The sequence below is a fragment of the Marinoscillum furvescens DSM 4134 genome, from assembly GCF_003386095.1.
Lineage (GTDB): Bacteria > Bacteroidota > Bacteroidia > Cytophagales > Cyclobacteriaceae > Marinoscillum > Marinoscillum furvescens.
Map to the genome: position 1 here is coordinate 66,673 of NZ_QREG01000028.1, position 8,125 is coordinate 74,797.

General features: G+C 39.8%; 12 protein-coding genes. 11 read left to right on the forward strand and 1 reads right to left on the reverse strand.

Annotation, left to right across the window (positions count from 1 at the left end; translation table 11 throughout):
• The first annotated feature begins 450 nt into the window (after positions 1–450).
• Positions 451–780 carry a hypothetical protein gene (locus C7460_RS23565; protein WP_147303041.1) on the forward strand — a complete coding sequence of 110 codons (330 nt, stop codon included), beginning with the start codon at positions 451–453 and terminating at the stop codon, positions 778–780.
• Between the two features lie 91 nt (positions 781–871).
• Here C7460_RS23565 and C7460_RS21160 read toward each other — a convergent pair whose 3' ends face one another.
• The gene (locus tag C7460_RS21160; RefSeq protein WP_115870140.1) at positions 872–1,384 is read right to left on the reverse strand and encodes a hypothetical protein; all 513 of its coding nucleotides are present in this window, start codon (positions 1,382–1,384) and stop codon (positions 872–874) included.
• Between the two features lie 286 nt (positions 1,385–1,670).
• On the opposite strand from C7460_RS21160, the gene C7460_RS21165 reads away from it, so the two are divergent.
• The 10 genes from C7460_RS21165 to C7460_RS21210 all read left to right on the forward strand — a co-directional run bounded on the left by C7460_RS21165 (position 1,671) and on the right by C7460_RS21210 (position 7,967).
• Positions 1,671–2,579, forward strand: a complete 909-nt coding sequence (locus C7460_RS21165) for a hypothetical protein (protein ID WP_115870141.1) — start codon at positions 1,671–1,673, stop codon at positions 2,577–2,579.
• 256 nt (positions 2,580–2,835) lie between these two features.
• A complete protein-coding gene (locus C7460_RS21170; protein WP_115870142.1) occupies positions 2,836–3,843 on the forward strand; it encodes a hypothetical protein in 1,008 nt (335 codons plus the stop codon).
• 246 nt (positions 3,844–4,089) lie between these two features.
• Positions 4,090–4,596 (forward strand): hypothetical protein, encoded by a 507-nt coding sequence (locus tag C7460_RS21175; RefSeq protein WP_115870143.1) that lies wholly within the window; start codon positions 4,090–4,092, stop codon positions 4,594–4,596.
• Between the two features lie 202 nt (positions 4,597–4,798).
• Positions 4,799–5,245, forward strand: coding sequence for a DUF6389 family protein (locus C7460_RS21180; protein ID WP_115870144.1), 447 nt, complete (start codon positions 4,799–4,801; stop codon positions 5,243–5,245).
• Positions 5,246–5,433: 188 nt separating this feature from the next.
• Entirely contained in the window at positions 5,434–5,643 is a 210-nt protein-coding gene (locus C7460_RS24145) for a hypothetical protein (RefSeq protein ID WP_221409600.1), read from the forward strand.
• Positions 5,640–5,828: a type II toxin-antitoxin system RelE/ParE family toxin gene (locus C7460_RS24150; RefSeq protein ID WP_115870146.1), complete on the forward strand. Its 189-nt coding sequence runs from the start codon at positions 5,640–5,642 to the stop codon at positions 5,826–5,828. The genes C7460_RS24145 and C7460_RS24150 overlap by 4 nt, the downstream gene beginning before the upstream one ends.
• A gap of 278 nt (positions 5,829–6,106) precedes the next feature.
• Positions 6,107–6,604 (forward strand): type II RES/Xre toxin-antitoxin system antitoxin, encoded by a 498-nt coding sequence (gene parS / locus C7460_RS21195; RefSeq protein WP_115870147.1) that lies wholly within the window; start codon positions 6,107–6,109, stop codon positions 6,602–6,604.
• Complete coding sequence (locus tag C7460_RS21200; protein ID WP_115870148.1) at positions 6,604–7,077, forward strand: RES family NAD+ phosphorylase; 474 nt, start codon at positions 6,604–6,606, stop codon at positions 7,075–7,077. Before parS ends, C7460_RS21200 begins: the two co-directional genes overlap by 1 nt.
• A 21-nt stretch (positions 7,078–7,098) precedes the next feature.
• On the forward strand, positions 7,099–7,518 hold the full coding sequence (locus tag C7460_RS21205; protein ID WP_115870149.1) for a hypothetical protein: 420 nt from the start codon (positions 7,099–7,101) through the stop codon (positions 7,516–7,518).
• Between the two features lie 41 nt (positions 7,519–7,559).
• Positions 7,560–7,967, forward strand: coding sequence for a cupin domain-containing protein (locus C7460_RS21210; RefSeq protein WP_115870150.1), 408 nt, complete (start codon positions 7,560–7,562; stop codon positions 7,965–7,967).
• Positions 7,968–8,125: the final 158 nt, after the last annotated feature.

Genomic DNA, 8,125 nt, shown 5'->3' on the forward strand with positions numbered 1-8,125 from the left:
AAACGCATTTACAAGCGTCTTTTTCATTCTGCAAGCGTCTAAATCGCATTTACAACCGTCTGAAGGCCACTTACAACCGTCTTTTTGATTCTGCAGCCGTCTGAAGCGCATTTACACGCGTTTTTTTTTAAAATACAGGCGTCTAAATCGTGTTTAAATCCGTCAAAAAAGGATTTACAAGGGGCTTTTTTAAAATTACAAACGTCAAAATTGGATTTACAAGCAACCTATGGCCATTTACAACCGACTTTTTGATTCTACAGGCGTCTTACGGCCGCTGCAACCGTCTAAAACGCATTTACACGAGCCTTTTTCTAAAATACAGGCGTCAAAAATGTATTTACATTCAACTTATGCCCGTTTACAGCCGACTTTTTCGTTCTGCAGCCATCTTATGGCCGTTTACAACTATCTGAAGACCATAGACAGCAGTCTAAAACACGCAGGAGCGTGTCATTTTCAAATTTCAACCGGCTAATTGAAGAAAAATCAGATCTTAAGGCAGTTGACAGCTCTCAAAGCAAAAAACTCGGCCGACTAAAAGCTGTTGCCAGGGCTCAAATAGCTTTCACCTCAAATCTAACGACCGATGACAAGCAGCAAATTGAAAATACCAGCGACAAATCTGCATTTGCGCACGTCGAATCTGTTTTTACACTCATCTCATGGGTTTTTACCAGGGTCTTTTTTGCCTTGGATCGCTTGTGCGTGCCGTGCATGCTTTTAAAGAGAGTACGCGTCGCAGACGGGCGGCGGGGAGGGGAATTCAAAATCCACTAGATTAGAGGTACAAGGCGAGTGTAGTGCAGTACTATGTTTGGATGTTAGTTTTAATGCTAACAAACGATCCAGATCCCCCCCCGTACTCCAATCACAGAAATTTGGTGTCTGCCAACCTTGATCCCTTACCTATTTCATGGTTGTAAGTGAAAACAATCTTTTGGTTAAACTCGCTTAGTAAGTAAAGCTCGACGGCAATGTGACAATTATCAAATAAGTGTTGTCCTTGATCAAAGCTCAACGTCGCATGATCATTTTTCTTCAATGTCACTGGAATTAATTCTCTAACAGCTCTTAAATTCATAACCTTCAACTTTTGTGATGTGTCAATAGCCATGAATTGATAATTTTTTAAGGTTAACTCTAGGTATGTTTTATTTATTATAGTGACCATAAAATAATCAGGACGAGAACTTGATTGCATGTGAACATCTAGCAACTCTTCGTTCCCTTCCAACAACTTTATTAATTCGATTTTCATCAGTCTTTCACTCACCCTTTTTGATTGAAAATCTACAGCTAACAAAGTATATACCGATATTAATATTGCCAATATTCCAATACCTGATAGAATAATATCAACTCCAACTTTTACTATTTCCATTTGACTAAGATTTTGACGTCAATATAAAGCACTAAAATCTAACAAGCGCTAGCAAGAATGCGCCAACTGCCACTTTACAAGCTTTAGTGCGAACCTCAGCATGAATCAGCCGCACGGAAAGAGAGGTGCTTTCTACTCTTTTCTGCTCGTAGGATTTTTAGACTTGTGGAGCGCAGTGCCATTTGGAACCGTTGTGAGCTTCGGCAGATTTTACTAGATTCGTGCTATTCTCTAGCCGCGGGCACACAAACCAAAAGCTAGGCGTTAGCGGAAATTGCTACAAGAGGTGAAATTCACATTAATCAAAATAGGATACCAAGATTTTACTGCCGAACTAGATAGATTTACTAGTTCGATAAATTCACTGAATAATCCTAAACATACGAACTCCGAATATCTTAGGAGAGAACTTGAGACGCTCCACCAACAGATTCAAGACTTTGCTCAAAAAAGTATTGCGTCTGAACCTGAAATCTTAACCGAATTGATTTCAACCAGCGCAATAAGTCTTTTGGACAATTTTGGGTTAAGGTATGATATTGAACGTAGTGAAAACCCAGAACTGGAAAAGCAAAAATATAGAGTAACAACATTAAAGAATACGTTTAAATTCTTCAAAGACTATATAGAGCTCATTGATTCACTGAAAGGGGTGGATCAGCCAACAATTAATAGCATAAGAGAAAAACAAGATTACATACTGGAAAAACTATCGCATGTGTTCAATGATAATTATTACGACATAGCATTGATACTAGATTATAATGATATTCCATATCGAACCGACGAACCTTCTGAAATTGCCGATGATCTTGATAGAAGAGGATATGTCGTCATAAAAGACAAGTATTCTAACAAAAGTGAGGTTCAACTGACCGTTAAAGGGGCTAACTACATCGAAAGGAAGCTAAACTCAAAAAAACGAAAAGCTGAGAAACAAGCCTTAGAAGGCAGTTTGAACGAAAAAATTGATGAAATACTTGATCGGCTTAACAAACTAGGGCTGGGTCAAGAAATCATTTATGAGGATTTTGAAGAGATGAGACAAATGCAGGATAAGCTCTCTAAGAAGTCATGGAGTCAGTTGCTTAAAGGCAAACTATTTGATCTCACTGTTTCGAAACTTTTGAACAAAGAAACTGCGAATTTCATATATGAGTTTTTAACGGATCAAAGGCTTAAATTCCTGGAATAAACTTCCGCTAACAAACACTCATCCACTATGTATAATATCGCTCTCTGAAAGTGCATCAGGACTCGCCCACGGATCTGCCCATTCTGATACTTCACCGCTCGTATCACCTTCTGTAGTACTGGCATTTGACTTACGAAACGCAGTACATCGTGGATACTGTTGTGGGCGTTGAGCAGTTTCACTACATTACTTCTCTTTAGGAAGGGTATGGCTACTCACCATATCTGGTCGTTGGGGTAATTAGAAAAAAGAAACGATGAACTTACCAAGCTCAGGTATCACTTGGAAACATTACAGGAATGTTACACCAACTTTTGATTTGACTCCTGTGGAGAAACCTGACCTATCTCCTTTCTTAATCCACATGACAGGTAAAAACAGCTTAGTAAATATTTTGAAAGGCGAAAATATTCCCGAAGGCTTTGAACTCAAGGATAATAATGGATTTCTTAAAGCAATAAAGCCTTCATTTGACGGCCGAGAAGCGAATTACAATTCTGAAGTTGTTTGCTTCACCGAGTCTCCAATTTTTGCTCTCGATTTTTTTAGATATCGAAGCTTTAGACGGTGGTCGGAAAATCAACAATACGGAATAGGTTTTTTAAAAAGAGACTTAATTGCTCACCGGAACGTAAGACCAGTAATCTATTTGGATTCCCAAACAAACAGGGAGTTATTGCAATTTTGCAATAACATTATAAGCGACCGTTTTACTGTCACCGATAAAGATGGAGTGGTAAAGGATAAAAAAGATCTTTTTAATAGAATAAAGCCACTTCTGTTTCCCTTACTCGAAAATACATCATTTCAAGGATTTATGTGGGAAAGAGAGTGGAGATGTCCTGACGAAGGCGGCATGACATTTCCACATAAGACGGTCAGAATAATTTGTTGCCCTTCAAGAGAGCGAGATGAAATTATGGAAGTGCTTGGGGCACACGCGGCTGACGTAGAAATAGTTGAAAGTTGGAGAGAATATGATGACGTAACCAATTACTTGAAACGAAGACAAGGAGAAACTAAATCAGAAGTCCTGAACAAAATATCTGAAATCAAAGACTTTGCAGTTCTTAATGACCTAAAAACTCAAAATGAGCGGACATTAAATACTCTTGAAGGATATTATGATGTTTTTAAAGAAACTGTCAACTCCCTTGAAGGAAATAACATTACCGGTATGATCGAAGAAATGAAAGCAAAGTCAAAAGAAATTGACAGTCAAATCAAAACTGTATTAGAAGAAAGAAAAAAGAAAGAAAAATAAGTTAAAAAGAAAAAATAACTACCACCAGCCTAGTAGACTAGGGGAATTTCACCCCTAACCTCTCACAGAACCGTACTGGGACGCATAGTCGTGATAGTCTCCTATCATATGGCTTTTGTTATGCAATCAATCCTTTACCGGGGAATTCAAAATCCACTAGATTAGAGGTAAAAGTTGAGTGTAGTGCATGAGTGCTATTATATTTGGATGTTAGCTTCCATGCCTGAACCGAACCACCTGAATTAAATGGATGAACTTAAAAAAAACTTCTACGCTCAACTTGGAAAACTCTCGGTGAACTTTTCCAAAATGGAGTTCAAACTTGGGCAAATACTGAATTATCTAATAGGAACTGAAGAAGATTTGATTTCTGTAACCCTCACTGAAAATAATAGTCTTCATCAAACCATCGAACTAATAAAGAAGATCAACCGAATAAAGGATTTTCAGCCAAAAACGATGAAAGAGCTTTTGGAGAGAATTGCTGCGGTAAAGTCATACAGAAACTTATTCATTCATGGCATCTGGGGAGAACCCTATGAATCTGAAAATGACATCAAAATTGTCTGTGAGGAACGTAAAATCCGATATCAAGAGGAACAAACTGAATACGGAACGAATAAACACTGGAGATACAATAACCACCAAACATTTAGACTTTCGTTCTTACGACAACTAACAATTAAAATTGACGATATAATTCTAGCGCAGGATTATATGCTCAAGAAATTGGATGAAGAAAAATGGAATTAACGGAAGCTAATCGAGTAGACGGCCCCACCAGTCGTAACTGATGGGGTGCGCCTCACTAGACTAGCATGCATGCCGCGTGTGCCTTTAAAAGAGAGCACGTGTGGCAGATGCGCCAGGGAGGGGAATTCAAAATCCACTAGATTAGAGGTGCAAGGCGAGTAGCATATATACTATGCTTGGATGTTGTGTTTAATGACCCTATATGGAAGAGACAGAATACAAATCGAAGTTAAGAAGAGTTCTTGACGAAAACTCAAAAGTGGCTCTAACGAATTTGAACGCAACACTACGAACAATTCCTAAAGCAGCCAAAAGCATCGAACTTATGATTTTTCCTGATCAAGATGGTGAAGGAACTTTCTCAGTTAGTGTTTCGCTAACTGGTCCTGACCTATACATACTCAACAGCTCAATTAACGAAACATCTGAACTTATTAGTGTTATTCATACTCCCAACGGGCTACAACCGAAGGTTCCGCTTATGGATCCATTTGATTCAGAGTTCGAGGTAAAGGACGCATTGTGTGATGTATTAGGAGAATGGCTAGAGACGATCTGGATTAACTCTGACAAGCACCTTACGAACTTAGCAGTAACAATTGTAGCGGATGAAGGCTATGGACAAAGCTTACCAATCAAGCTCAACTAAATACACATAATCGAGCAGACAACCCCACCAGGCGGGCACGCGTGCCGTGCATGCCTTTAAAAGAGAGTTGCGCCAAGGAGGGGAATTCAAAATCGACTAGATTAGAGGTACAAGGCGAGTAGCATATGTGCTATGCTTGGATGTTGGCATCCATTGACTGCCAGCAGCAAATTTCTTATCTTTATAAAATGACAATTGAACAACGAAAATTGGAACTGATTACTTGGATAACTGGCATCCAGAATGAGGATTTGCTCGAACGCATTGAGGATTTTCGTAACAACCCCGATGAGAAACTACCGAACACTATTCTCGAACTCCTTCATGAATCCAGCTCTGCTAAACTGGAGGATTGCATTGAACACACAAGTGCCCATAAACTCTTGGGGCGCAAATGAAAACAATCTGGACACCTCTTGGACTTAAATCACTTGAACAGACTACAAACTTTATCGAGGAACAATGGAATGAGGATGTCGCCAATGTATTTCTTGACCGGCTTGATGAACGAATTGAGCAACTAAAATTGAATCCGCGAATTGGTCTATTTAGTTATCTCAATATTAGCCTTTCTTTTAACTAATGAACTCCAAAAGTGGCCTTTTTGGGGAACTGGATTGGCCTTGCTAACTTTTTTCTTTTTTCATCACATTATTAACTATCTAACAGATCAATCCATAATCGAGGATTTCGCACGTATAGTCAATAAAGACAGTAGCCAAATCAACTAGCCACAAGGCTTGCTCAACCAGCCGTCCTGCCCTCCGGCGGGTGTCAATAACCGACCAGGAGGAGCAAGTTCATCTCAGCAACTTTACAAGAAGCAATTTTGTTACTACCTTACAGTAATATTGCTATTCCATGAAGACACCATCCAAAACAGCAAAATTCGATACGAGCAAAAGTATCAAACGAGCAAAAACCGCAAGAAAAAAAAGAGCTGACTGGTCTATCAAAGGGCGAAATGAAGAATATGTTTGGTCTAACAAGCTCGAAAGGGTAAGCATCATTAGGAAAGGACTCCCCTACGAATCTATTGAGCTAGTAAGCAAAAGAATGGGCCTGCCAGTAAAACAACTTTTAACACTTCTGGGGGTGCCACAAACCACTTACAACAAAAAGAAAAGAGAAAAGGAACTGTTAAGTGGCCGAGATAGTGAAGTCATACTTCTACTGACCGAGCTTATTGATTTTGGGACTGAAGTTTTCAATAATGAACTTGAAAAATTTCAGAGATGGCTCAAAAAGCCAAATGTGTCTTTAGGAGGCGTAAAGCCAGACAGTTTATTCGATTCGGTAACCGGTATTCAAGAAGTCAAAAACGCACTCAATAGACTTGAATATGGAAATATGGCCTAATGAAAGTCTATAGAGTAGAAAGGCAGAAGTACCTGAAAACTACTTTGAAGGGTGCAGGAGCTGCTCTGGCAGATGGATATCGGTGGAATAGCCCAAATACTTACCTGGTATACACTTCGGAATCTCGGGCATTGGCCACGCTTGAGGTTTCCGTTCATCTAGACCTTAGTGAAGATTTGCCTTCTGATCGATACTATGTGGAAATTGAAATTCCTGATGATCTCCAAATTCTTGAAATAGCCCTAAACGACTTACCTGATAATTGGGATTCTAGACCCCCAATTTTGGAAACTCAGTTTATTGGAGATGATTTTGTGAGCGGCATGGAAGCAGCGGTCCTTAAAGTGCCCAGCTGCATTGTGAAACAAGAATTTAACTATCTAATCAATCCGAATCACCAGGATGCTACTCGAATTAAAGTGATTTCTAAAACGGCAATGAATTTTGACCCTAGATTTAAAACAAAACACTAAATCGTAACCTAACCTCCCCCTATGAATAAAAGCAATATCATTGGCACCATCGTCGGAACTGTGGCTGCCGCAATCATTGGTTTGTTAATCCAGAACTATTTCAATAAGCCTGTTTCGTTTGACCAGGCTATGATGCAAGTAGCTAGCAAACTAAACAGAAGCTATCCGATCATGATTGATTCCGAGACTCGTCTGGATAATGCCATCGCTCTGCCAAATAACAAATTTCAGTACAACTACACCCTGGTCAATTATACCATTGATGAAATCGATATCCAGCAACTGAGGGATAACATCGAACCAGGAATCATCAATAACGTGAGGACAAATCCAGACCTAAAGACGTTTAGGGAGCAGGCGGTCTCCATGGTATATGCCTACAAAGACAAAAACTCGGAACACCTGCTCAAAATAGAAGTGAGTTCAGATCAGTATAACTAGTATATATTCGAGCCTCCGGCTGATCTTTAAAGACTTAAAAAATGAATAATAACAAAGACCACACTGCACCCATCATCCTCCAGGCAGGCCAGGGACGCACCTACAACTGCGGTGCGATGACGGCAGTATTCAAGGCAGACGAAAACGAGACTAGTGAAAAATATAGCGTATCTGAGTGGTGGATAGCTCCGCATTCTGATGGGCCCGGAGCACACTTACACGAAGCAAACGACGAGGTTTTTTACATTATCGAAGGGACCATCACCGTCCTTATTGGAGAGGAATGGATAGATGCCAGCAAAGGAGCATTTATCAGGATACCAGCCAATACGATCCACGATTTCAAGAATACTACGGATACCAAAGCGGGTTTATTAAACTTCTACATCCCGGGTGGATTTGAGCGCGACATGCCAGCCATCGTGAAGTGGTTTGAGGAGAATGATTGACCTACACACTTCGCTAAAAATTATAAAGTATAGATGATCTCTATACTTCTAGCGAAAAACATCTCCTGTTTTCCGCGCTGGGTCAGTCAGTTTGAAAGCCGAACATTTTCATTAGTTGCTTTTGCGGTTCTCCTTCTGTGAAGATCACGCTTTGGATG

Excerpts from the sequence above, each read along its gene's own strand:
- C7460_RS21160 (WP_115870140.1), bottom strand. The coding sequence starts at position 1,384 with ATGGAAATAGTAAAAGTTGGAGTTGATATTATTCTATCAGGTATTGGA.
- C7460_RS21170 (WP_115870142.1), top strand. The coding sequence starts at position 2,836 with ATGAACTTACCAAGCTCAGGTATCACTTGGAAACATTACAGGAATGTT.
- C7460_RS21175 (WP_115870143.1), top strand. The coding sequence starts at position 4,090 with ATGGATGAACTTAAAAAAAACTTCTACGCTCAACTTGGAAAACTCTCG.
- C7460_RS21180 (WP_115870144.1), top strand. The coding sequence starts at position 4,799 with ATGGAAGAGACAGAATACAAATCGAAGTTAAGAAGAGTTCTTGACGAA.
- C7460_RS24145 (WP_221409600.1), top strand. The coding sequence starts at position 5,434 with ATGACAATTGAACAACGAAAATTGGAACTGATTACTTGGATAACTGGC.
- C7460_RS24150 (WP_115870146.1), top strand. The coding sequence starts at position 5,640 with ATGAAAACAATCTGGACACCTCTTGGACTTAAATCACTTGAACAGACT.
- parS (WP_115870147.1), top strand. The coding sequence starts at position 6,107 with ATGAAGACACCATCCAAAACAGCAAAATTCGATACGAGCAAAAGTATC.
- C7460_RS21200 (WP_115870148.1), top strand. The coding sequence starts at position 6,604 with ATGAAAGTCTATAGAGTAGAAAGGCAGAAGTACCTGAAAACTACTTTG.
- C7460_RS21205 (WP_115870149.1), top strand. The coding sequence starts at position 7,099 with ATGAATAAAAGCAATATCATTGGCACCATCGTCGGAACTGTGGCTGCC.
- C7460_RS21210 (WP_115870150.1), top strand. The coding sequence starts at position 7,560 with ATGAATAATAACAAAGACCACACTGCACCCATCATCCTCCAGGCAGGC.